At 57.7% G+C, this 22,680-nt stretch carries 23 protein-coding genes and 1 tRNA gene; 11 read left to right on the top strand and 13 right to left on the bottom strand.

What is annotated here, in order from left to right:
• Positions 1-53: 53 nt before the first annotated feature.
• From SHM7688_RS04225 to SHM7688_RS04205, 5 genes are all read right to left on the bottom strand, one after another.
• A complete protein-coding gene (locus SHM7688_RS04225; protein ID WP_058238730.1) occupies positions 54-2,504 on the bottom strand; it encodes a hybrid sensor histidine kinase/response regulator in 2,451 nt (816 codons plus the stop codon).
• Between the two features lie 2 nt (positions 2,505-2,506).
• Positions 2,507-3,412 carry a phosphate/phosphite/phosphonate ABC transporter substrate-binding protein gene (locus SHM7688_RS04220; RefSeq protein ID WP_058238729.1) on the bottom strand — a complete coding sequence of 302 codons (906 nt, stop codon included), beginning with the start codon at positions 3,410-3,412 and terminating at the stop codon, positions 2,507-2,509.
• Positions 3,413-3,943: 531 nt separating this feature from the next.
• A complete protein-coding gene (nagA, locus tag SHM7688_RS04215) occupies positions 3,944-5,062 on the bottom strand; it encodes an N-acetylglucosamine-6-phosphate deacetylase (protein WP_058238728.1) in 1,119 nt (372 codons plus the stop codon).
• A gap of 52 nt (positions 5,063-5,114) precedes the next feature.
• The gene (locus SHM7688_RS04210) at positions 5,115-6,017 is read right to left on the bottom strand and encodes an ROK family protein (RefSeq protein ID WP_058238727.1); all 903 of its coding nucleotides are present in this window, start codon (positions 6,015-6,017) and stop codon (positions 5,115-5,117) included.
• A 263-nt stretch (positions 6,018-6,280) separates the two neighbouring features.
• The gene (locus SHM7688_RS04205; RefSeq protein ID WP_058238726.1) at positions 6,281-6,841 is read right to left on the bottom strand and encodes a TetR/AcrR family transcriptional regulator; all 561 of its coding nucleotides are present in this window, start codon (positions 6,839-6,841) and stop codon (positions 6,281-6,283) included.
• A 214-nt stretch (positions 6,842-7,055) separates the two neighbouring features.
• Here SHM7688_RS04205 and SHM7688_RS19710 point away from each other — a divergent pair, with 214 nt between their 5' ends.
• The 3 genes from SHM7688_RS19710 (at position 7,056) to SHM7688_RS04195 (ending at position 8,414) form a co-directional block, all read left to right on the top strand.
• Positions 7,056-7,226, top strand: a complete 171-nt coding sequence (locus SHM7688_RS19710; protein ID WP_158500663.1) for a hypothetical protein — start codon at positions 7,056-7,058, stop codon at positions 7,224-7,226.
• Between the two features lie 97 nt (positions 7,227-7,323).
• Complete coding sequence (locus SHM7688_RS04200) at positions 7,324-7,794, top strand: nuclear transport factor 2 family protein (RefSeq protein ID WP_058238725.1); 471 nt, start codon at positions 7,324-7,326, stop codon at positions 7,792-7,794.
• An 11-nt stretch (positions 7,795-7,805) separates the two neighbouring features.
• The gene (locus SHM7688_RS04195; RefSeq protein ID WP_058238724.1) at positions 7,806-8,414 is read left to right on the top strand and encodes a pyridoxamine 5'-phosphate oxidase family protein; all 609 of its coding nucleotides are present in this window, start codon (positions 7,806-7,808) and stop codon (positions 8,412-8,414) included.
• A 99-nt stretch (positions 8,415-8,513) separates the two neighbouring features.
• Here SHM7688_RS04195 and SHM7688_RS04190 read toward each other — a convergent pair.
• Positions 8,514-8,589: transfer RNA gene (locus SHM7688_RS04190), tRNA-Thr, on the bottom strand.
• A gap of 291 nt (positions 8,590-8,880) precedes the next feature.
• On the opposite strand from SHM7688_RS04190, the gene SHM7688_RS04185 reads away from it, so the two are divergent.
• Complete coding sequence (locus SHM7688_RS04185; protein WP_058238723.1) at positions 8,881-9,690, top strand: ATP-binding cassette domain-containing protein; 810 nt, start codon at positions 8,881-8,883, stop codon at positions 9,688-9,690.
• Here the strand turns inward: SHM7688_RS04185 and SHM7688_RS04180 are convergent.
• From SHM7688_RS04180 to SHM7688_RS04170, 3 genes are all read right to left on the bottom strand, one after another.
• Positions 9,687-10,433, bottom strand: a complete 747-nt coding sequence (locus tag SHM7688_RS04180) for a metallophosphoesterase family protein (protein WP_058238722.1) — start codon at positions 10,431-10,433, stop codon at positions 9,687-9,689. The genes SHM7688_RS04185 and SHM7688_RS04180 overlap by 4 nt on opposite strands.
• A gap of 90 nt (positions 10,434-10,523) precedes the next feature.
• Complete coding sequence (gene serA, locus SHM7688_RS04175) at positions 10,524-12,119, bottom strand: phosphoglycerate dehydrogenase (RefSeq protein ID WP_058238721.1); 1,596 nt, start codon at positions 12,117-12,119, stop codon at positions 10,524-10,526.
• Positions 12,120-12,205: 86 nt separating this feature from the next.
• Complete coding sequence (locus SHM7688_RS04170) at positions 12,206-13,363, bottom strand: phosphoserine transaminase (protein WP_058238720.1); 1,158 nt, start codon at positions 13,361-13,363, stop codon at positions 12,206-12,208.
• A 288-nt stretch (positions 13,364-13,651) separates the two neighbouring features.
• Between SHM7688_RS04170 and serB the strand changes: the two genes are divergently transcribed.
• Both serB and SHM7688_RS04160 read left to right on the top strand, forming a co-directional pair.
• On the top strand, positions 13,652-14,530 hold the full coding sequence (gene serB, locus SHM7688_RS04165; RefSeq protein WP_058238719.1) for a phosphoserine phosphatase SerB: 879 nt from the start codon (positions 13,652-13,654) through the stop codon (positions 14,528-14,530).
• 3 nt (positions 14,531-14,533) lie between these two features.
• Positions 14,534-15,292, top strand: coding sequence for a TSUP family transporter (locus SHM7688_RS04160; protein ID WP_058238718.1), 759 nt, complete (start codon positions 14,534-14,536; stop codon positions 15,290-15,292).
• 109 nt (positions 15,293-15,401) lie between these two features.
• Here the strand turns inward: SHM7688_RS04160 and SHM7688_RS04155 are convergent, their stop codons facing one another.
• Positions 15,402-16,397 (bottom strand): asparaginase, encoded by a 996-nt coding sequence (locus tag SHM7688_RS04155; protein ID WP_058238717.1) that lies wholly within the window; start codon positions 16,395-16,397, stop codon positions 15,402-15,404.
• Positions 16,398-16,564: 167 nt separating this feature from the next.
• Between SHM7688_RS04155 and SHM7688_RS04150 the strand changes: the two genes are divergently transcribed.
• Together SHM7688_RS04150 and SHM7688_RS04145 are read left to right on the top strand one after the other, a co-directional pair.
• Positions 16,565-17,098: an invasion associated locus B family protein gene (locus SHM7688_RS04150; RefSeq protein ID WP_058239002.1), complete on the top strand. Its 534-nt coding sequence runs from the start codon at positions 16,565-16,567 to the stop codon at positions 17,096-17,098.
• 106 nt (positions 17,099-17,204) lie between these two features.
• Positions 17,205-17,861, top strand: a complete 657-nt coding sequence (locus SHM7688_RS04145; protein WP_058238716.1) for a Hint domain-containing protein — start codon at positions 17,205-17,207, stop codon at positions 17,859-17,861.
• 16 nt (positions 17,862-17,877) lie between these two features.
• Here SHM7688_RS04145 and SHM7688_RS04140 read toward each other — a convergent pair whose 3' ends face one another.
• Together SHM7688_RS04140 and SHM7688_RS04135 are read right to left on the bottom strand one after the other, a co-directional pair.
• Positions 17,878-18,558: a helix-turn-helix transcriptional regulator gene (locus SHM7688_RS04140; protein WP_058238715.1), complete on the bottom strand. Its 681-nt coding sequence runs from the start codon at positions 18,556-18,558 to the stop codon at positions 17,878-17,880.
• Between the two features lies 1 nt (position 18,559).
• Positions 18,560-18,865 carry an antibiotic biosynthesis monooxygenase family protein gene (locus tag SHM7688_RS04135; protein ID WP_058238714.1) on the bottom strand — a complete coding sequence of 102 codons (306 nt, stop codon included), beginning with the start codon at positions 18,863-18,865 and terminating at the stop codon, positions 18,560-18,562.
• A 164-nt stretch (positions 18,866-19,029) separates the two neighbouring features.
• Here SHM7688_RS04135 and rlmN point away from each other — a divergent pair, with 164 nt between their 5' ends.
• Together rlmN and SHM7688_RS04125 are read left to right on the top strand one after the other, a co-directional pair.
• Positions 19,030-20,223, top strand: a complete 1,194-nt coding sequence (gene rlmN, locus SHM7688_RS04130) for a dual-specificity RNA methyltransferase RlmN (RefSeq protein ID WP_058239001.1) — start codon at positions 19,030-19,032, stop codon at positions 20,221-20,223.
• A 71-nt stretch (positions 20,224-20,294) separates the two neighbouring features.
• Positions 20,295-20,684, top strand: coding sequence for a phage holin family protein (locus SHM7688_RS04125; RefSeq protein WP_058238713.1), 390 nt, complete (start codon positions 20,295-20,297; stop codon positions 20,682-20,684).
• Positions 20,685-20,783: 99 nt separating this feature from the next.
• Here SHM7688_RS04125 and SHM7688_RS04120 read toward each other — a convergent pair whose 3' ends face one another.
• On the bottom strand, positions 20,784-21,617 hold the full coding sequence (locus SHM7688_RS04120; protein WP_058238712.1) for an LOG family protein: 834 nt from the start codon (positions 21,615-21,617) through the stop codon (positions 20,784-20,786).
• 75 nt (positions 21,618-21,692) lie between these two features.
• On the opposite strand from SHM7688_RS04120, the gene SHM7688_RS04115 reads away from it, so the two are divergent.
• Positions 21,693-22,616, top strand: a complete 924-nt coding sequence (locus tag SHM7688_RS04115) for a threonine/serine dehydratase (protein WP_058239000.1) — start codon at positions 21,693-21,695, stop codon at positions 22,614-22,616.
• The last annotated feature ends 64 nt before the right edge of the window (positions 22,617-22,680 follow it).

The following is a 22,680-nucleotide window of genomic DNA, read 5'->3' as shown; positions in this document are numbered from 1 at the left end:
CACAGTAGTGACGCTACCTGAGGGAGGTTTCAAACAAAATTCCGGGCTTTGGGTCAGATGCCGCGCAGCACCTCACGCAACTGATTGAGTTTGATCGGTTTGGCCATATGCGCATTCATCCCGCTGTCGAGACAGGCTTGTCGATCCTCAGGGGCGGAATGCGCGGTCAAGCCGATGATATGGCTGGGCTGCGCGCCGGAATGTGTTTCCAGCTTTCGGATTTCGCGTGTCGCATCCAAACCGTTCATAACGGGCATGGAAACATCCATCAAAACCAGATCAGGATGCGCTTTTTCAAACTGTGTCACAGCTTCTTGTCCGTCATTGGCTGAGAGGAAAGGAATACCCAACCGCGAGAGGAAGATTTCAATCAGCCTGCGGTTGGTCTTGTTGTCATCCACAATCAGGATGGTCTTGTTTGAACCAGCAATCGACAATTCTTCTGCAATTGTCTCACGGGCGTTGGTTTTGGGAGATGCGCGTTGGTTTTCAGCCTCGGATTGCGGATCGTTGTGGATGGCCGGATTCTCTGGCTGAACGGCCTGAAGGAGCTTGCTTGTCTGGACAGGTTTGAGCAGCTCGCCATCATAAGTGCAGACGCCGTGGTGTTCTGTTACCAGCGCATCTTCGATTGGGCGGATGGCGATCACGCGGGTGGCCGCGCCTGCGAGGGCCGTATCCAGATCGGTTCGCAGTTTCTGTTCCTCAAAGTCGGTGAATTTGGTCTCCGTCAGGACGACATCAAAAGGCGCACCGTCGCTCTGAGCGGTTTGCAGGGCGGCACACGCATCCTGCGGTGATGAGAAGGTGGCGACCTGTGCGTTCCACTCTGAGAGCACCTCGTTCATGACAAACAGGGCGGTCGGTTCAGGCTGTAGCACCAGAATTTTGGCGTTGTGCAGATCGGCCGTGTGAATGTGTTGCTCTGGCAGTTTGCTGTCGGGCGTACGGATCGGAATATTGAATGAGAAGGTGGTGCCTGTCCCCAGTTCGGACTTCACCCAGATGCGACCGCCCATAAGTTCGACGAAGCCTTTGGCGATTGCGAGACCAAGGCCAGTGCCCTGATGCTTGCGGCTGTAGGAGCCATCGACTTGTGTGAACTGATCAAACACCGCGCTGAGGCTTTCTTCGGGGATGCCCACACCGGTGTCACAGACGTCGATCTGAAGCATTTCGCCCTCGACCTCCTGCTTGCGGGTGGCATTGATCAGCACATAGCCGTCATCGGTGAATTTGAGCGCATTGCCCACCAGATTGATGATCACCTGCTGAATACGTGCGTCATCCCCAAGCAATGTCAGCGGCAGATCTGGTTCCACCCGTGTCAGGATGTCTACGCCCGCTTGCGCGGCCTGAAAAGCGAGCATCTGAGCCGGGCCTTCGATCACGTCAATGGGACGAAAGCGGGTTTCGCGGATCGTCATATGGCCGCTGTCGATCTTGGAAAAATCGAGAATGTCATTGATGATGTGTAGCAGCGTTGAGCCGGAGGAGTGGATGGATTCCAGCAGGCTGTGCTGATTGGGGGACAAATCTGTGTCGGCCAGAAGTTCCGACATGCCAAGGACACCATTCATCGGCGTGCGGATTTCATGGCTCATGCGGGCAAGGAACTGAGATTTTGCCTTTTCGGCGGCTTTTGCCTGTTCGACGGCCACCTGCAGCTCTGTGTTCTTGGCATTCAGGTCGCGCCCGGACACTTCGAGTTTGGTTTGCGTGTCTTCGAGAGATTTCACCCAGGCCCGCAGGTTGCCGAGCATCAGGTTGAAGCTTTCTGCGAGGCTTTCCACTTCGTCGTTGGTGCGGATCACGATGGATTGGTTCAGGTTGCCTTTGGCCGCACGTTCGGTGGCGGAGTTCAGGCGGGCCAGCGGCTCTGTCAGGCGGCGCGAGATCCAGACGCTGAGAAGAATGCCCGTGAGCGTGAAGAAAACGCCAAACATGAGGTTTCTGCGCAGCACCAGATCGACTTCGCGATTGGCGGCGCTGCCATCCAGATCAAAGCGGATCGTGCCGTAATTCACATTGCCATAAAGCGCGGGCACGGCCACCTGAATGCGATCATCTTCAGAAACGATCTGAGTGGTTTCAGAGGCCAGAGCCAGTTCGACAAGCGGGTCTTCGGTGCGCCCCAGAAAAAGGGCGTTGCCATCGGAGGCTCCGTTCACAAGAAGGTAGCCTTCAGGATCCACAAACTTCAGGCTCAGGATATCCGGCTGGCGCATCAACTCCTGATAGATGATGTCGAGTTCCGCAGGTCGGTTGTCAAACAGGTAGGGCAGCGTGACCTCCTGAATGAGGATGCCAAGCGAGTCTGAGCGCTCTGAAAAGCGGGTGTGCACCAATTCAAGCTGCGTAATGGTGTTGAGGTAAATCAGCGTTGTCACAAAGGCGCCGATCATCAGACCAAAATACATGGTCATGCGCCGCCCGAGACCATAGGTCAGTGAGCGATGCGCCTTAAGGATACGTCCTGTCGTATGGGTTTCTGCGCCAGACATGGTCAGTAGAGCCCTGCCCTCTCTAGATCATCAAGGATTTCATAGATGGGCGCAAAGGCAGCTTCTGCTCCTTCGGGAAAATCATCAAAGCCTGAAGAGTTCTGAAATTTCTTGAGCACCTCGCGCCCATCTGGCGTGCGGTAGAGGTTGGCAAGCTCTGCGCGCAGGTCGCGCAGAATGTCAGGGTCCATGCCTGCGCGGTGCAACAGCACCTGGCGTGGCACGGTTGGCGATTTTGCGAAGGAGACAAATGTGTCCGGGCGGACCTCTTGCAGGAGGCGCAGGCTTTCTGGGTTGGTGGCAATTGCGTCAACGCGGCCACTGGCGAGTAGGTAGATTGAATTTTTGTCGTGGGCGGAGAAAACATATCCCACTTCGTCTTCTTTGGGATCAGCGCTGATGTTGTGCAACTCGTGCAGTTTTAATCCTGAATTGATCAGCATCTGAGCGGGTAGGAGGAACCCGGAAGTGGAGTCCTTTTCCTCAAACGCCATCTTTTTACCTTTAAGGTCTGAAACAGATGTGATGCCACTGTCGACATTGGTGACCAACACTGCGTAGTAGCTGCTTTCACCCTTCTTCCAGTGGCGCATGGTGGGTTTTGCACCAGACACCCGCGCTACTTTCGCGGCGACAAGCGGGCTGTCCATGAAGACATCCACTTCGCCATTCATCATCGCATGAGACATGCGCTCTGATGTGGGGAGCATCAAGACACGCACGCGCGTGACCTTGGAGCCTTCCAGATGGGTTTGCAGGTGGCTGACCAGACTTTCATAGGCGCGCATCTGCGCGCGGACCCCTTCGTTGAGAGTTCCGATCGTGAGTGTTTCCGCGGTCGCCGACAGCGACGCGAAACTGATCAGACAACAGATCAGAGCAGCGCAGACACGTTTCACGCACAACATTTTTTATATCCCCATGCCGTTCTTAAGGCCCTAGAGAGAAAATCTTGACCACCTGTTAACGTGCGCCAAAAGTAAATAAATATATATATTTTTTTATAGAATTCTAATAATCGGCCTTGCGCAGCCATCGAGGCATCTTCTTGCGGCCAGAGGTCATCCTGACATGATTCGTGACGGATCTGATACATGGTGAGACTTTGCAATGAATTTGGGGCACGTACCAGATCGTTGGCGCGGCAAAAGCAAAATGGCGCAACGGAACTTTCTCTCATTGGAAGTCTTATTGGGAATGTCGCTGGTAGACGTAGTTTGAAAAATCAAAAAATAACTAAGTGAAAAACTTTGCGATTTTAATGGGACGTTTGGCGGATTTTCTGAGCTTTTATTATGAAGGTCATGAAGAACTGATCATGATCAGATGCGCAACGCTGCGGATCTCGACGGATGGTAAGGTGAGTTGCTCCGGGGATTTGACGATGTTGGAAGGCATCGAGAGAAATCACTGCGTCAATCCTGGCCTCCAAGCTGCATTCATTCGGCTGCAATTGTCTCTGCCAGCGTGTGGCGCAGACCGTAGTCTGTGTCGAGCACAAGGAGGTCAGCCAGGGGCCGCCCGACCGGTGTTGCAAGATCCGGGCGGCCGATGCAGGTGGCCGGTGTGGTGATGGCCATGCGCAGCGCAGCCTCAGGGGACAGGCCAATGTTGTGGATCAGGCGCTGCACCCCCCGCGCCTGTGTGATATGGGCGCCTGCGAGCGTGCCCTCGCGGTTGATGAGGCGGCCGTCGCGCAGCGTCACGTCATGCCCGTAGAGGGTAAAGTGATCTGGCCCGCCGATGGTGGGCATGGAGTCTGACACCAGCATCATACGGTCAGGTTCTGGGCGGGCGCGAATAGTCAGACCCACCATGCTGTCATCGACATGATAGCCATCGGCGATGATGCCCGCAAAAACGGTCGAGTTGATGATGGCCCCCACCGCGCCGGGGGCGCGGCTGGTCATTGGGGACATGGCGTTGAAAAGATGGGTGGCGCAGGAGGCCCCTGCGGCGATGGCGGCATTGACCTGCGCGGCGGTGGCATCCGTGTGCCCGAGAGACACCACAGCACCGGTTTTGGCCAGAGCGGAGATCTGATCCAGTGTCGCGCTCTCTGGGGCAAGCGTGATCATCACCGGAATGTCGATGTCGCGCAGATGAGTGACCACCGCCATGGTGCGATCATCCAGCGGACGGATGAAGCGCGCCTCATGGGTGCCTTTGCGCGGCTCGGAAATATGCGGGCCTTCGATATGCAGGCCAATAACCCCGTTCATGCCTTCCGCCGCGATCATCGCATTGGCGGCATCTTCGAGCACTTCGGCACGATCGGTGATCACCGTGGGCAAAATCGCAACGGTGCCATGGCGGCGGTGGGCATCAGCCATGGTGGCAATGGTAGCACGGGTTGGGGTGCCATTCAGAAGGGCACCGCCCCCGCCGTTGACCTGAAGGTCCACATAGCCTGGCGTCAGGATGCCAGCGAGCGGTTGGGCGCTCTGCGGGGCCGGTGCAACTTCTTGCACCACATCCTCTGCGATGCGCAGGGCTTGACCTGCACGGAGTGTGGTGCCGTCAAACAGAAGATCCGGGGCGATCCATTGGGGGGTCATATGTGCACCTCGAAGATAGAGAGGGTCTGAGGGAGAGGGCAAAGGGGCGCTTTCATGTGTTGGCCTCTTGCCAGGCAGCATAGGCAGCACCGCGGGCACCGCTGCTGTCCCCGCCCTGTGCCAAGGTCAGATGCGCGGCGGGCAAATCTCCGATTTGGGCGGTCTGTGCGGCCTTGGAGAGCGCCGGAATGACGCCATTGATTTGACTCAGCCCTCCTCCGAGAATGATCAAGTTGGGATCCACCATAAGTGTGAGGCTGTGCAACAGTTCGGCAGTGAGGGCACACCAGAGTGCCCAGACCTCAGCCATGTCCCCATGACGGCGCGCAGCGATCTCCTGCGGCGTAACATCTTTGCCGGTGAGCGTTTTGGCCAGCCGCGCCATCCCCGGCCCGGAAATATAGGTTTCGATACAGCCTTGACGGCCACAGCCGCAGGGATAAACCGGCAGGTTGTGCTGTGCGATAAGATGGGCCGGCGCGGCGGTGTGGCCTACTTCGCCGCCTGTTGCTGTTGGCCCTGATATCAGAGACTGTTTCACCACAACACCGCCGCCGATGCCGGTGCCAAGGATTAAGGATATCACTGTATCATGACCTTGGCCTGCGCCAAAAACGGCCTCAGACAGTGCCATGGCATGGCTGTCGTTCACATAGGTGATCGCTCGTCCGCAGGCGGCATTGATATCGCTGGGAAACGCCCTGCCTGTTGCCGGCAGATTGGCGGTGAGTGTGATCCCGGTGTGTGGATTGATCAAGCCAGCGGCGCCGATGCCGACGGGCAATTTGCTGCCGCATTGGGCCTCGGCCCAGGCAACCTGACCCGCGACTGTTTGTACCAGAGCGCCATAGGTTTGAGGTGTGGCTGTGCGGTGGCGGGCCACCTCGGTCCAGGCCTCATCAAACAAGCGCACCTCACATTTGGTGCCGCCCAGGTCAATGCCTGCGGCGGTCATGCGCCCACCCCATGTCGGGGCTCGCGCTTACTCTGACCTGCCAGAGAAGACGTGTGTCTCCAACCGCGCCACTCCGCCGTGGAGCGGTGAGTTTTGCGCCATCTTGCCCAGCTGAAAAGAGCGTCGGTCATAGGGGCTGGATCACTTTCAAGTGGGATACTGATGGCGTGGATTCAAACTCAATGTCTGAGCAGTTTCAAGGATGTCCGTTGCACAGGCGCAGCAGTGGGCAGAAGAATAGGGGGCGTCTAGGCAGAGCGTGCTCAATTTGTCTCAGAGAGCAGAACCTCTGCCATGCGTTTGGCTTGCATGGCGGGGGCATGGCTATGGGACATGGCTGCAAGCACAATGGCACCCTCTTTCAGCAGGAGCAGTTCTCGTGAAAGCTGCGTGGCCTGTGCATACCCAGCCTCTGCGGCGAGGTTGTGAAAATGATCTTCAAGCAGGCGTTTGTGGTCAAAGGACTGTAGATTGATGGCGTCTTCTTTGGATTGAAATTCTGCGCTGGCTTTGATGAACATGCAGCCCTGAAATTTGTCTTCCAAAAACCACTCTTCCAGCGCATCAAACATCGCGAGAAGCTGCCCTTTGGGGGTGTCAGATAAGGCTTCCATGCGGCCAAAAAGCCAAGTTCGAAAATTCTCGTCCCGCAGCTGTAGCACCGCGCGGATTAAGTCCTCTTTTGTGCGGAAGTGTTTGTAGATCGAGGTTTTGGACACCCCGGTTTCTTTGGCGACCAGATCCATTCCGGTCGCATGAAACCCGTTCCGATAGAAGAGTGGCAGGGCGTTTTGAATCAGTTCTGCGCGCTTGTTGTGGCTCATCGTGGCCTCTTGCTTGACTGCATTGTGCATAAAACACCTATGAACGTGGGTCAATTCACAGGGATGTTTTCTATACTTTACAGAGCTTTAAGAGAGTGGATCACAGTTTGCGAAGAGCGTGATCACGATTTTGCGTTTTGCAAAGGTGAACAGATCGGTGCATGTATTCAGATAAAGATTAACAGATCAGTTCACGTTGAAGGATGCCAACACAATGCACCGATACCCTCTGACCGCTACGCCAGCCAATCTGTTGTTTGTGCTGGCCTTGGCTCTGATCTCCTACGCTGTGGGTCCGGCGCCAACACAAGCCGCCTTGCCCAAGCCCGAGCAGGTTCACGCGCCGCCTGCGTTTTCTCTCCCTCTCACGCGTAAAGACGATTGAGCCCATCGTCTTGCGTGGTTCCGGTCGGTGGCCAGATCCGTCCCAAGACTCCGCCGGCCGGAACCTTAAAAAAACACACCCAAAAGGACCGATATCCATGTCAGTACAACGCCCTCCTCTGCCTCCCTTCACCTTTGAAACCGCCACAGAAAAAGTACGCCGCGCAGAAGATGCCTGGAACACTCGCAATCCCGACATTGTGACCCCGGCCTATTCCGACCACAGTGAGTGGCGGAATCGGGCGACCTTCCTGAAAGGCCACGCGGATATCCATGCGTTCCTGACCGCCAAATGGCAGCGAGAACAGGAGTATCGACTGATCAAAGGCTTATGGACCTTTGCGGAAAACCGGATTGCCGTGCGCTTTGCCTATGAGTGGCATGATGCAGCGGGGCAATGGCATCGCTCTTATGGCAATGAGAATTGGCAGTTTGACGCAGATGGGCGCATGGAGCGCCGGATTGCCTCAATCAATGATCTGGAGATCACCGAGAAAGAGCGTCTGTTCCATTGGGCCTTGGGGCGCCGGCCAGAGGGTCACCCCGGTCTCGAAGACCTGAACCTGTAAGGAGGTTTGGCATGGCGATTGCCTTTGCAGAGATTGCATTCACGCCTGAGGTGCAGCGTCAGCAGGAGAAGTTTGGCGCCACCAGCTATGGCAGGTTTTTGTCCGCCGAAAGCGCAGGCGGTGACCGCTTGTCCTTGACTGAAGCCACCTTCATTCAGGCACAGGAGGGGTTTTATCAGGCAAGCGTCTCGGAGACCGGATGGCCCTATGTCCAGTTTCGTGGAGGGCCTGCTGGGTTTTTGAAGGTGCTGGATGACAAGACAATTGCCTATGCCGATCTGCGGGGCAATCGCCAGTATATCAGCCTTGGAAACCTTCAAGGCAATGATCGGATTTCGTTGATTTTGATGGATTATGTCAACGCGCGGCGACTCAAGATCTGGGGGCGGGTGGAGATCGTGGATCGGGACTCGCCCCTGTTCAATGCCTTGCCTGCTGCGCTTTTGCCGCCGCGCGCAGAGCGGTTGATTAAAATCCATGTGGAGGCTTTTGACTGGAACTGTCCGCAGCATATTCCGCGCAGGTTCACCGAAGGTGAGGCGGTGGATCGCATTGCTGAACTTGAGGCGGAGAATGCCGCGCTGCGTGGTGCGTTACGCGATGGTGTGGCGGCGGGATAGACGCCTGAACACGGGCGGTCATACGTTTAGATGGTATTGTTTGTGTCGCGACTTGCGCCCCGCTGGACGCTGGTTTTGATCACGATTTGAGGGGGGGGGTGGTGCCGCTGATAGGACTCGAACCTACGACCCCATCATTACGAATGACGTGCTCTACCAGCTGAGCTACAGCGGCGCCGACGCGGTGTATAGGGGCATGACTTTGGCATGGCAAGTAAAATTCAGGCGCATAAACCTACACGAATCCCCCCGGCCAGCCCCCCTTTTGAGAGGTAAGGAAAGCCGTAGGAAAACGTCATAAAATGCACGGATTTTGCGCTCGGACCGCATGATTTTTGAACTTTAAAGGAAGCTTTAAGCCCTGTTCCTCTACAGCAGAGGGACGCCTGAGGTGGCGCGATCAAGTCCAATTTTCGATGTGAAGACCGGGCGGCGCTCTCGGGCCAGTGGGTAAGAAGGGCGCAGAATGGGCAGTGGCCAAAACATCGTGTTGCAAGTGGATGAGCTGGGGCACAGCTACCGTCCAGAGCATCGTGGATGGCTGACGGTCAGGCCCGAGTTGCGCCCGTTGCGCGATGTGTCTTTTACAGTGCGCGCGGGGCGCATCCTTGGGATTATCGGTAATAGTGGGGCGGGCAAATCTACTTTGTTGCGTATTCTGCGAGGACTGGAGAGACCCGAGAGCGGGCATGTCCGGCTTATGGGCAAGGATCTCTACAGCTTAAAACATGCGCAGTTGCGCAGGCTTCGGTGGGGTTTTCAGTATCTGTCCTGTGAAACTGTTGATGCGTTGCCTGTGAACAGAACAGCCTTCGATCTTGTGGCGCGCGCGTTGAAGGCGCATGGGTTGACCAACACACAGGTGCGCAAAGCACGGGTGGAAGAGGCGCTCCGGTTGCTGGAGTTCAGTTTTGCGGACGGCCAGAAACCGGTGCGTGCTTTGTCTCAATATCAAAGGCAGCGTCTTGTGATTGCGGTGGCAATCGCTTGCCGTCCCCATCTGATCATGGTGGATGAGTTGGCGCAGGGCATGGATCTTTCGGTTCAGGCAGGCATGCTCAAACTGTTGCTCGAGTTGCAGGATATTCTGGAGCTGACATTGGTGGTCAGCAGTGCCAACCTCAGCATCGCTGGCAGTTTCTGTGATGATCTGGTGATCTTGCAGGATGGCGAGGTGGTTGAAGCTGGCCCCGCCCACCGGGTGATGTGGGAACCCGCACATGCGCATACGCAGCATCTTCTACAACAGGCGCGGCAGGCTGAGGTGATGGCTTAGGCCCGCGCTTTTGAGGGCGACATAAGCGGTTCACGACCGTTTTCTGTCAAGACCCAGCAGTCCTGCTCCTCAAACACACCAACAGAAATCGGCTGCCCATAGCCTGCGCCAGTGTCCAGCGCGACGCGGTTGCCAAAATGCGTCGGCGTTTGCACAGGCGTGTGGCCGTGTACCACCAGCCATGGGTGCGGATCCTGATGGAGCAGAAATGGCTCGCGCAGCCAGCAGAGATCATCGGGAGATTGCAGGCCAAGTGCGACACCGGGTTGAATGCCCGCATGCACAAACAGCAGCGCGTCTTCCTGAACATAGTAAGGCAGGGCGCGCAGAAAGCGGATGTGCCGCTCTGGCACTTTGGCGCGTGCTGCGCGGTGAATGGTGCCGAGGCGCTCATCTTCAGGGAAGGTCACCCCATAGGAGGCCAGCGTTTCGGTGCCGCCCAGACGTTTGTGCAGCCAGTGCAGATCAGCGCGCAGGCGCAGCTCGGGGCGGGGTACAGGCTCCATAAAATAGGTGAACATGCGATCGTGATTGCCCATCAAGGCGGTCCAGTTGCGGCCCTCCTGCATGCCAGACATCACAAGATCAATCACGCCGCAGCTGTCCGGGCCGCGATCCACCAGATCGCCCAAGAAAATCACCCGTGCATCCTTGCCGCCATCTGCGTCGATGCGGGCGAGAACCTCTTGCAGTTTGTCCAGATGTCCGTGGATGTCCCCGATGGCATAAATGGGCGTTGGCATGTCTGTCTTCCTCGCGTTCAGGAGAGGCTTAAACAAAAAGCGCCGCCCGGAACAGGGCGGCGCAGATGAAGCTTTTATGACCGTTGCGGATTAAGCAACGTCAAAGGCCAATGGTTTGATCTGACGGAACATGTCTGTCTCCGCGAGTTTGGCACGGGCCTCTGCGGGAACGGGCTCATCCACATAGAGCAGCGCAATTGCCTCGCCACCCACATCTGCACGACCAAGCGTAAAGTTCGCGATGTTCACCCCATTGTCGCCCAGAGTCTGACCCAGGGTCCCGATGATGCCGGGCACGTCTTCGTTGGTGGTGTAGAGCATGTTGGCGCCAATTTCGGCGTCAATGTTGATGCCTTTGATCTGAATGAAGCGCGGCTTGCCATCAGAGAAGACCGTGCCCGCGATGGAGCGTTCCCGTTTGTCGGTCACCACCGTCACTTTGATATAGCCATCAAAGGTGCCGGATTTGTCCTGATTGGTGGTGGAGATCTGAATGCCACGCTCCTTGGCCACCACTGGGGCGGAGACCATGTTCACGTCAGGATTGGCCTTCTTCATGATGCCGGCCACAACCGCACAGTTCAGCGCGGCCAGGTTCATATCGGCCACAACCCCATCATAGAGGATGTTGATGGCTTTGATCGGTTCATCCGTCATCTGACCGGAGAAAGCACCGAGGTGATCGGCGAGTTTGATCCATGGCCCCATGACCTTGGCTTCCTCTGCGGTCACAGACGGCATGTTCAGGGCGTTTTCGACAGCACCGGTCAGCAGGTAGTTGGACATCTGCTCCGCCACCTGCAGCGCGACGTTTTCCTGCGCTTCGGTGGTGGCAGCGCCCAGGTGCGGTGTGCAGACCACGTTGGGCAAGTTGAACAGCGCGTTTTCCTTCGCGGGTTCTTCGGAGAACACATCAAAGGCAGCGCCCGCGACATGGCCCGATTTCAGCAGTTCGGCCAGCGCCTCTTCGTCTACCAGACCGCCGCGGGCACAGTTGATGATGCGCACGCCTTTCTTGGTTTTGGCGAGGTTTTCCTTGGACAGGATGTTGGCCGTGGCATCGGTGAAGGGCACGTGCAGCGTGATGAAATCGGCGCGGGCCAGCAGCGTGTCCAGCTCCACTTTTTCGACGCCCATCTTGTTGGCTTTCTCTTCCGACAGGAAGGGATCATAGGCCACCACTTTCATTTTCAGGCCACGGGCGCGATCACACACGATGCCGCCGATGTTGCCTGCGCCAATCACACCAAGGGTCTTGTTGGTCAGCTCCACACCCATGAATTTGGATTTTTCCCATTTTCCGGCGTGGGTGGATTCACTCGCCTCGGGGATTTGGCGCGCCACGGCAAACATCATCGCAATCGCGTGCTCGGCGGTGGTGATCATATTGCCAAAGGGCGTGTTCATCACGATCACACCTTTCTTGGAAGCGGCTTCTTTGTCGACATTATCTGTGCCGATGCCTGCGCGGCCGATGACTTTGAGGTTATCGGCTTTCTCCAGCAGCTTGGCTGTTGCCTTGGTGGCGGAGCGGATTGCAAGGCCGTCATACTGGCCAATCACTTCGGCCAGTTTGTCTTTGTCCTTGCCGAGGTCTGGCATGAAGTCGACGTCGATGCCGCGATCGCGGAAGATCTGAACGGCGGTTTCGCTGAGTTTGTCAGAAACGAGTACTTTGGGAGCCATGATGAGCGTCCTTTGAGAAATCTGTGTCAGGTGAGGTGCGCAGTGAATGCGCACCCTACGTAGGGTGTGCCCTCTGGGCGCACCGCTTAGGCAGCTTGTGATTGTGCCGCGATTTCGGCCTCAAAGGCCCATGTCAGCCATGGCAGCATGGCCTCAAGATCTGCGGTCTCTACTGTGCCACCACACCAGATGCGCAATCCGGCCGGCGCGTCGCGATAGGCGCCGATGTCCAGTGCGATGTTTTCCGCCTCCAGACGTTTGGCCACGGCTTTCGCAAAGGCCGCACCATCCTGAATGCGGGCATCAGTGAACTTCAGACACACGGAGGTGTTGGAGCGGGTGGCGTCATCCTCGGCCAGATTTGCGATCCAGTCATTGGCATCGCAGAACTCAAAGATGGCCTGCGCATTGGCGTCTGCACGGGCGATCAGCCCTTTCAGGCCACCCTCAGACCTGGCCCAATCCAGCGCGAAGAGATAGTCTTCGACGGCCAGCATGGAGGGCGTGTTGATGGTCGCACCGGTAAAGATGCCTTCGATCAGCTTGCCGCCTTTGGTCATGCGGAAGATCTTTGGCAGCGGCCAAGGGGGCGTGTAGCTTTCCAGCCGTTCCACAGCGCGCGGGGAGAGCACGATCACACCATGGGCTGCTTCGCCGCCCAATACTTTCTGCCAGGAGAAGGTGGTCACATCGAGCTTGTCCCACGGCAGATCCATTGCAAAGGCCGCAGAGGTGGCATCACAGATGGTCAGCCCGTCGCGGTCATCGGCAATCCAGTCCGCATTGGGCACGCGCACACCGGCGGTGGTGCCGTTCCATGTGAAGACAACATCGTTGTTTTTCGTGTCCACGGTGGCGAGATCTACGATCTGGCCGTAGTCTGCGGTTTTCACCTCGGCGTCGATTTTCAGCTGTTTCACAACGTCGGTGACCCAGCCTGCGCCAAAGCTTTCCCATGCGAGCATTTCAACTTTGCGCGCGCCCAGAAGCGACCAGAGCGCCATTTCCACTGCGCCGGTGTCAGATGCGGGGACGATGCCGATGCGATAGTCTGCGGGGATGCCCAGAATCTCGCGGGTGCCTTCAATCGCGGATTTCAGCTTGTCCTTGCCAACAGCGGCACGGTGGCTGCGACCCAGAGCGGCATTCGCGAGTTTGGTGACATCAAATGTGGGGGGTTTGGCACAGGGGCCAGAAGAAAAACGCGGGTTGGCCGGCCGCGTTGCCGGTTGCTGAGTAGCCATTGCTGCTATCCTTACAGATATATGCCTCTCGTTGGGGAGAGGTGTCCCACGAACCGAGATAGAAGGCGCGCGGCGGATGTACAACAGGGAAAATTCACGATCCCGACTGTTTGCAGATCAAAAGCGACGCATTTTGACCACTATCGGAAACTTCCGTTCTTGGTTGGCTGGGGCCCGTATAGCAAATCTGGATGCGCGGGTGCTGTGGATGGATTGGGGTCTGGTCATGACCGTGGTGCCATGCTCTATGCGAAGCGACCCTGCTAAATCTGTCGCTTGAGGCCCCTGATGTATATCGCAACGCTTTTGACTGCGCCGAGTGCGCCCACTCTTTCTGCGGAGCTGGTGGAGAACCTGCGCAATGCCTGGGGCGGCGGAGAGGCACAGTGGCTGGCCCCGGAGGAAGCGGCGGAGTTTTCCCTGACTGCGCTGCCCGACAATCGGTGGGATGTCTGGGCGGATCTGCAAAAAATGGATGTGGATCTTGTGATGTTGCCACAGGAAGGACGACGCAAGAAGATGCTGCTGGCTGATATGGACAGCACCATGATTGAGCAGGAATGCATTGATGAGTTGGCTGATGAGGCTGGTGTTGGCGCGCATGTGAAGGAGATCACCGCGCGGGCCATGAATGGCGAGCTGGATTTTGAAGGCGCTTTGATTGAGCGCGTGGGGCTTTTGAAGGGTCTGGATGAGGCGGTGATTGCCAAAGTGCTGGCCGAGCGCATCAGCTTCATGCCCGGCGGCAAGGTGCTTTTGGCGACGATGAAGGCGCAAGGGGCCTATGCTGCGCTGGTGTCTGGTGGCTTTACCGCCTTCACTCAGAAGGTGGCCGCCACGCTTGGCTTTGATGAAAATCGCGCCAACACCTTGCTGACGGAGGCAGGCAAGCTGACCGGGGATGTGGGGCGCCCGATCTTGGGACGTGAGGCCAAGGTGCAGGCGCTCAAGGAGATCACCGTGCGTCTGGGGCTGACACAGGGGGATGTGATGGCGGTGGGCGATGGTGCCAATGATCTGGGCATGTTGGGGCTTGCTGGTGCCGGTGTGGCCTTGCATGCGAAGCCCTCTGTTGCGGCGGAATGTGACATTCGCATCAATCACGGCGATCTCACTGCACTGCTTTATATTCAAGGCTATGCCCAGAGTGACTTTGTGACGGAATAAACCATGCTCGACATTGGACTTGAGGCGCTGCTGCTTCTGCTGGCGGCAGGGTTTTTTGCGGGATTTGTGGATGCCATTGCGGGCGGCGGTGGGTTGATCACTGTGCCGTCGCTGCTGATCGCGGGCGTACCTCCGGTGCAGGCGCTGGCCACCAATAAGATTCAGGGCATGTTTGGCTCTGGCACAGCGGCGTTTTCTTATGCGCACAGTGGCTTGGTGGATCTGAAGGCGCAGATTGGGCCCGCGCTGCTGGCGTTTTGCGCGTCGCTTCTGGGGGCGCTGGCGGTGTCGGTTCTGCCAACCGATTGGATCCGTCTGATCCTGCCGCTGCTTCTGATTGGCATCGCACTGTTTTTTGCCTTTCGCAAAGGCCCCAGTGATATGGACCGCACGGCGCGGCTCAAGCCGGTGCTGTTTTCCCTGACGGCCGTGCCGGTGGTGGCGTTTTATGACGGTATTCTTGGCCCCGGCGCGGGCAGTTTTTACATGATCGCCTTTGTGGCGCTGGGCGGCTACGGCATTCTCAAAGCCACCGCGCATACGAAGCTTTTGAATTTTGCTTCCAATGTTGGGGGGCTTGTGGGGTTTTTGCTGGTGGCCAATCCGTTGTGGGCAATTGGGCTCGCGATGGGCGTGATGCAGGTGCTGGGCGCACGACTGGGCGCAAAAATGGCCATGGCCAAAGGGGCGCGGTTGATTCGCCCCCTGCTTGTGGTGACCTCCGTTGCGCTGGCGCTCAAGCTGTTGTGGGATCTGTTCTGATCGAGGCGGTGGGGCCGCGTATCACGCGGTCAGGCTCAGCCTTGGCTGAGCCGGGCCCAACCGCGGGCGGCACCTTTGGTGCCTGCCCGTGGGCGGGAGGGTCGCCGGATCAGCGCAGCGCAGAGCTGGCGCACATGCGGCCGGTTTGCAGCCCGTCCCAGTTGCGGATCGGCGCATCGAGATATTTGGCCGCTTCGGGGTGGGCAGGATCCAGCACGCCCAGTTTGGCCAGAATGGCGGCAATTGCGTTTTCCGCAGCGCGGGTGCCGCCGTCGATGATCTTCAGCGCGACGCCCAGTTCCTGTTCCGGAAGAATGGCGATGAAATAGGCTTCCGCACCGGTTTTGATCGCCACTTTGTGCCCCATGGCGCGCATCAGATTGGTGCAGGCCCGACCTTCCCCCGCGACATATTCAGGATGGGTGGCCATGGCATCCCGCAAACGCGCGGCGGCGGTTTCACGGGGGCCTTGTCCCTCGCGTGCGGCAGCAAAGAAGGCCATGGCGCGGGCCATGCCTTTGAGTGTGCTGGCGTGGTTGGGGGCGGAGCAGCCGTCAATGCCATAGCCGGGGCTGGTTTCTCCGGTCAGCTCCTCATGTACAGTGAGCACCGCTTTCTGTACCGGGTGATCCATGGACACATAGTTTTTGTCAGCCCCCAGATGTTTGGTCAGGGTCAGAAAGCCGCTGTGTTTGCCAGAGCAGTTGTTGTGCACACGACAGACCGGATCGTTGCAGCGGATCAGATCATCGCGCACGGCAATGTCGCGCGGCTCCTGCGGGCCGCAGATCAGATCCTCGTCCGCATAGCCCAGATGAGACAGCCAGTCGCGCACCATGTCATTGTGAATCTTTGAAGCATTGTGCGACGCACAGGCTAGGGCCAGATGCTGTGTGGTCAAACCTGCTGCATCTGCCGCGCCACTTTCCACCAAAGGCAGGGCCTGAATCATTTTTGAAGAGCTGCGCGGCAGCACCACGGCTTCCGGATCGCCCCAGGCGTGAACGATCTCGCCGTCTGGCCGACAGACCACGGCGTGGCCGCTGTGCACGCTTTCCAGAATATCTCCGCGCCAGATTTCGGTCATTGGGACAGCTTGGGTCATCGTGGGCTCACTTTCATGGGCAATTTTATGCCTTCGGGACTTTTGTCTGTTGGCAAAACTGGGCTAGACTGTCTCTATCGAGTAAAACAAACTCCAGCCCGTGACAAATGGCAAAAGCCAAGGGGCGGAACCATGAGGCAAATCACAGCTGGGAGGCTGTAGAGCAAATGACATCACATGTGGTGAAAGCCCTTGCAATCGGTGCAGGTCTGTTTTGGGCAGCGGGCGCGCAGGCACAGGCGTCCAGCGAAAATCAGGTGAATGCGATCACCGATTGGAGCGTTTTTGAACATAAAGAAAGCGGCAAAAATGAATGCTGGGCGGTGAGCACAGCGAAAGAAAGTGTCAACACCCGCAGTGGTCAGGTGGTTGCCGTGCGTCGCAGCGATATCCTGCTGCTCGTGTCCTATGTTCCACATGCGGATGCCAAAGGTCAGGTTGGCTTCACCGGTGGATACCCGTTTGCCGGTGGCTCCACCGTTGATGTGACCATCGGGGATCAGAAATTTGTCATGATCACGGATGGCGAATGGGCCTGGCCGGCCTCTGCTGGTGATGACGCCAAGCTTGTCGCGGCGATGAAGCGTGGCGCAGATGCCACTTTTAAAGCGCGGTCCTCGCGCGGCACACAGACGGCCGACACATTCTCGTTGCGCGGCTTTACCGCGGCGGTGGAAGACGCGGAAAAGCGGTGTAACTGACGATTTGTAAACCTCTGCCAAGGTTTTCTTTAAACTCATATTGCCACCATGGGGGAGGGTCAGCCTGAAACACAGGGTGATCCTATTGATCATGGGAGAGCAGGGAATGGCACAGGCATATTCGGCACAGACCGCAGCGGAGGCCACATCACAGGGGATCGACATCACCGAGACCGGCCTCAGTCTTGTGCGCCGGGGGGCAAAGATCGCCACGCGCCATGGTGAAAAGGCTGTGGAAACCCTGCAAATCGGCGATGATCTGGTCAGTCGTGATAAGGGGCTGATACCGCTGCGCTGGTTGGGGCGGCTTCGTGCGGATACACCCTCTGTGATGGTGCCGGCTGGGGCTCTGGGGCGCAATGTGCCTGTGCGCAACTGTTATGTGTCACCAGAAGCCCGGATTTGGATGCGCGGCGCAGAGTTTGATGCGGTGTTTGGCGCGCATGAGGTGCTGGTGCCGGTTCGGGATCTGGTCGGGTGGCGCGGCATCACAGAGGATCAGACCGGTGGCGATCTTGGGGGCGATCTTCACGAATATTATCTGGTGCTTTGTGATACGCCGCAGATTTTGACGGTGGATGGGCTACAGGTGGACATGCGGCATGTGCAGGACAGCATCCATCTGTTTGAGACAGTTCAGGCAGATGACATGGCGCGTCTGTTCCCTGAGCTTCTCGCACTGGAAGCGCGCTCTGACAAATGGCGCCGTCGGCTTGACCGGCAGGAAGCGGCGCGTGTGGTGGCTGTCAGAAACCGGGCGTAGCCAGCAATAAAAGAGGCTACTCAGGCGCAAAACGTTCCATATAGCGTGACAAGGAGGTCTCTGCTGTGATCTCAAAACGCCTATCGGTGCGCAGAATTGTTTGAATGTGGTCGATGCGGAAGACACGAAAATCGGTGCGCAATTCACACCAGGCCGTGCAGGTCCAAGCGCGTCCCCAATATTCCATTTGCAGGGGGCGTATGTGCCTCCGGCTGTGCCGTCCGTCGAGGGTGTCATAGGCGATCAGCAGAACTTCCTGTTCCCGAATAGCTTGGCGCAATAGCGGCATATTGGCAAAACTTGCGGCCACGGCAGGCGCGGCAAAAATCTCTTTGCCAAAGCCATCCAACGCGCCCGGCAGGGGTTCTGGCATGGCTTGGTCCACTTTGGTGAGCACCCGCGCGGCTGCCTCTTGCAGTTCGGCATCTGCGGTCTGACGCACCAGCGCCGCGCCGAGATGCAGGGCTTCCAGTTCCACTTGGGTCAGTGACATCGGAGTCATGAACACTGGCGCGCGCAGAATATAGCCGACCCCGCGTTCTCCCTCCACGGGAATGCCAGAGGCCACCAGCGTGTCCATATCGCGGTAGATGGTGCGGACCGACACTTCCATTTGTTCTGCCAGAGCGGAGGCCGTGTGCAGCCGCCCATCCCGAAGGCATTGGATCAGTTCAAACAGTCGATCGGTCCGCCGCATTTTAAGACGATCTGCCTTGGATGGTGTAATGGGTCATGGTCATGGAAGTCTGATCCAGAATGGCCACGAGGTCCATCAATTCTGGATGGGCCTCCGGATCAAACGCTGCGCTTGCGGCATGGGCGTGATCAAGGCTTTCCCATTCCACTTCGTCGATCCACTCCCCATCCGAGGTTGTGGCGATGCGGCGGCGCAGAAAGCCGGGCTGGCTTTGGGCAAAACTTTGGGACTTTTCCCAAGCAGCTGTGGCCTGTGTCGAGGTGACGCCAGCGTTCAGGCGAAAGCGCACGATTTCAATCACGGACATGGGGTGCTCCTTTTCTGTGTCATGTGATGCGCCGTCTGTCGCACAGGCCAACTGACAGGGTCTGTCAGTTGATCACGATGTTAAGGGTGTTTTCTGGCAATATTTGCAAAAGCCCTTAAATGGTGTATCTGCAGCGCTTGAATTCCCAGATGAGTCCCAGAGCCATGAGTACCTCCGCGCCAATCACGCAGGACGTGATGACCATTCCCCGCAAGCTGCCGGAAGGTGGCAAGATCAACCTCGTTGGGTTGACGCGTGAGCAGATGCGCGAAACGCTGATTGCGAATGGCACCAAAGAAAAGCAGGCCAAGATGCGGGTGGGCCAGATCTGGCAGTGGATCTACCAGTGGGGCGTGCGTGATTTCCATGCGATGACCAACCTGTCCAAAGCCTATCGCGCCGAGCTGGATGAAACCTTTGAGATCGCCATTCCTGAGGTGATCACCAAACAGGTGTCTGAGGATGGCACGCGCAAATATCTGGTGCGCATTGCCGGTGGGCATGAGGTTGAGGTGGTCTACATCCCCGAGGATGATCGCGGCACGCTGTGTATCTCTTCCCAAGTGGGCTGCACGCTGACCTGTTCCTTCTGCCATACTGGCACACAGAAGCTTGTGCGCAATCTGACGGCGGCTGAAATCATTGGGCAGCTCATGATGGCACGGGATGATCTGAACGAATGGCCTGTGCCCGGTGCACCAAAGGATGAAACGCGTCTGTTGTCCAATATCGTGCTGATGGGCATGGGGGAGCCGCTTTATAACTTCGACAATGTGCGCGATGCGATGAAGATCGCCATGGACCCGGAAGGCATTTCGCTTTCCCGTCGCCGCATCACGCTGTCCACATCGGGTGTGGTGCCGGAAATCGCGCGCACAGCCGAAGAAATTGGATGCCTCTTGGCGATCTCTTTCCATGCGACCACGGATGATGTGCGTGACGTGCTGGTGCCGATCAACAAACGCTGGAAAATTGATGAGCTGCTGCAGGCACTGGCGGATTATCCCAAAGTGTCCAATTCGGAGCGCATTACATTTGAGTATGTGATGCTGGATGGGGTGAATGACAGTGATGAGGATGCGCATCGTCTGATTGATCACATCAAACGCTACAACATTCCGGCCAAGATCAATCTCATTCCGTTCAATGAATGGCCCGGCGCGCCCTATAAGCGCAGCTCCAACAATCGTATTCGTGCTTTTGCCAATATCATCTATCAGGCGGGCTATGCCTCCCCGATCCGTAAAACCCGCGGCGAAGATATCATGGCGGCCTGTGGTCAGCTCAAATCCGCAACGGAACGGGCCCGTAAATCACGCAAACAGATTGAGGCCGAAGCGGGTATGACGCAGGGCTGACTGCGTAACGGCTTGGACCCATAAAAGAAACTCGGTAGGATTGGGGGGATTTCCATGAGGAGAGGCACCCCATGCCCAAGTTTGTTTTGTCTGCCGCCGCCCATTTGATTGCCAATGCTGTTGGCTTGGTTCTTGCCAGCCTGCTCTTGCCCGGATTTTCCATCGGGTTGCTGGGCGGCGTCATTGTTGTCTTGGTGTTCACGGTGGTGTCGGTTGTGCTCTTGCCGATCATCCGCAAATTGTCCGAAAAGAAGATCCCGGAGTTGCTGGGCGGGATTTCTTTGGTTGTGACCTTTGCGGGTCTTTTGATCACGGAACTGCTGGTCAGTGATTTTGCCATTGGCGGTGTGGCCAACCTTTTGGCGGCGACGCTGATTGTCTGGCTTGGGGCGCTGATTGCGGGGGTTTTGCTTCCCAAGTATCTCTTCCCCTCTCTGGCAGTGGCAAAGCCCAAGGCATAATGCCGAAAACACCCAAGACCTAAGGCGCATGGCGTCCAACGAAAAACGCCCCGGCTTTCTGCGGGGCGTTTTGACATTCGGTCGCTATGATTTGAGGGATCAGCGCCCTGGCAGGGCCTCACGGCGGGAAAAATCCTGCCAGTTGTTGAGCGCGTCCACGGCCTCTTCGGCGGTTTCCACGAAGCGGAACAGGTCCAGATCATCTTCGGAAATCGTGCCGGCATCAGACAGCGCGTCCCAGTTGATGATCTTTTCCCAGAAGGCGCGTCCAAACAGCAGGAAGGGCACGCGTTGCATGCGCCCGGTCTGAATGAGCGTCAGCGCTTCGAACAGTTCATCCAATGTGCCAAAGCCACCGGGGAACACGCAGATTGCATTGGCGCGCATCAGGAAGTGCATTTTTCGAATGGCGAAATAGTGGAAATTGAAGCAGAGATCCGGCGTGACATATTCATTTGGGGCCTGCTCATGGGGCAGAACGATGTTGAGGCCAATGGAGCGCCCCCCGGCTTCAACCGCGCCACGGTTGCCCGCCTCCATCACGCCGGGGCCGCCCCCGGTGACAATCACATTCTCATTGCCATCGCCGGTTTCCGTCATGATCTTGGCGAATTTGCGGGCTTCGTCATAAAAGCGCGACAGCTCTGCGAGGGTCTGCGTGCGGGCGCTGTCTTTCTTGGCAGGCTCGGGGATGCGGGCGCCCCCAAACAGCACAACGGTGCTTGCAATGCCGTGGGCATCCAGCGCCAGCTCCGGTTTTAGCAGCTCCAGTTGCAGGCGCACAGGACGCAGCTCTGGGCGACAGAGAAAATCCTCATCCGCAAAAGCCAGCCGGTAGGAGGGCGCACGGGTTTGCGGGGTGTCGGGGACATGGGCGGCGGATTCGCGGTCTGAATGCGCATCAGAGAGCGGATGACGGCGATCGTCTTTCATGGTGTGATCCTTCTTGCGCGTGTGTCTCAGGCCTATAGGGTTCGCGCGGACAAAACCAGTGACAGGGATGTGAAAATGGATTGGAGCGCGGAAATTACAGCGGCTGCTGAGCGCATCAAAGGGCATGTGTTGCGCACGCCTGTTGTGACCATCACAGAGGGATTTGACCTGTCTTATCCGGTGCAAGTGAAGCTGGAGCAGATGCAGCACACCGGCACGTTCAAGGCCCGCGGTGCGTTTAATACGTTGTTGTCGTCCAATGTGCCGGAAGCCGGACTGGTGGCGGCCTCTGGCGGCAATCACGGTGCGGCGGTGGCCTATGCGGCGCATAAGCTGGGACACAAGGCGCGGATTTATGTGCCGGAGATGGCGGGGCCTGCCAAAGTGGCGCTGATCCGGGATGCCAGGGCTGATCTGGTGGTGGTGCCGGGGGCCTATGCGGAGGCTCTGGAGCAGGCTTTGGCCTATGAGCAAGACACCGGTGCGATGCAGATCCACGCCTATGATGCTTTGGGTACGGTTGCAGGACAGGGCACCGTTGCGCTGGAATGGGACGCGCAGGGCTTGGATGCAGATACGGTGCTGATTGCCGTGGGTGGCGGCGGGCTGATCGGCGGGGCGATGGCCTGGTTTGATGGCCGTCGCCGCATTGTGGCGGTGGAGCCGGAAACCTCCTGTGCGCTGAATGCGGCCTTGTCTGCGGGCGCGCCTGTGGATGTGGAGGTCTCTGGTGTGGCCGCCAATGCGCTTGGCGCGCGCAAGATTGGACAGATCTGTTTTGACCTTGCCGTGTCCTCTGGTGCGGAGTCTGTTTTGGTGACAGATGCGGCGATCACCCGCGCCCAAGAGGCGCTTTGGCGTGCGCACCGCCAGCTGGTGGAGCCCGCAGGGGCGACGGCGCTGGCGGCCTTGATGTCGGGCGCCTATGTGCCTGCGCCGGGCGAAAAAGTGGCTGTCTTGGTCTGTGGCGCCAATATTGCGCCGGACCCTTTCCAATAAGTGTCGCAAAGAAGGCGTGACGCCTGCGCCTGATCTCGTTAGAACAGCTCAAATCCAAGTCATC

Origin of the sequence: Shimia marina (assembly GCF_001458175.1) — a bacterium.
Lineage (GTDB): Bacteria > Pseudomonadota > Alphaproteobacteria > Rhodobacterales > Rhodobacteraceae > Shimia > Shimia marina.
The sequence above is the reverse complement of the archived record's forward strand: the minus strand, read 5'-3'. Positions and strand labels throughout refer to the sequence as shown.